The sequence below is a fragment of the Treponema sp. R6D11 genome, assembly GCF_054786075.1.
This window is the reverse complement of sequence record NZ_BDHD01000819.1, coordinates 1-496: the sequence shown is the minus strand read 5'-3', so window position 1 is coordinate 496 and position 496 is coordinate 1. Positions and strand designations below refer to the sequence as shown.

1 pseudogene is annotated in these 496 nt (G+C 45.6%); it reads right to left on the bottom strand.

Annotated features, from left to right (window positions below):
- Positions 1-470: pseudogene (locus ACYVTD_RS16300) on the bottom strand (ABC transporter substrate-binding protein); the annotation flags it as partial.
- Positions 471-496 lie beyond the last annotated feature (26 nt).

Genomic DNA, 496 nt, shown 5'->3' with positions numbered 1-496 from the left:
TCATTGTACCAGAAGATTATGTCGTCGCTTGTTACTTTTACCTTTTTGTCCGAATTGTAATAGGACCAGTAAACGTCGTTACGGAGGGTGTAGATTACGTCCAGCGTATCCGTCTTATTGTCAACCGTAATTTCATAGGATGCGACTCTTGGCTTCCATTTGCGGTTTACCACGTCGTAATCAATCAGATAGTCGGTCATGCTTCCTACTACGGAAGAAGTCGTAGAGTCCTGCTCGGCGATAAGGTGGTTAAAGCTTTTCGGGTCTTCGGTCATCACCGAATTCCACGTTCCGCCCACCTTTCCCGGCAAAAAGTCTTCCCCCAGCCACGGCTTTTTTACCGTTTTCGCGAGTATCTCCGCGAGCCCTTCGGCGTTTATCGTGTTAAGCTCATCAAGCGAAAGCTCCTCGCTTTTATTACAGGAAAGAAGTAGCGCCAAAACGGCGATAATTAGGAATGTTTGTTTCATAATTGATAATAAAGCGATTTTACACC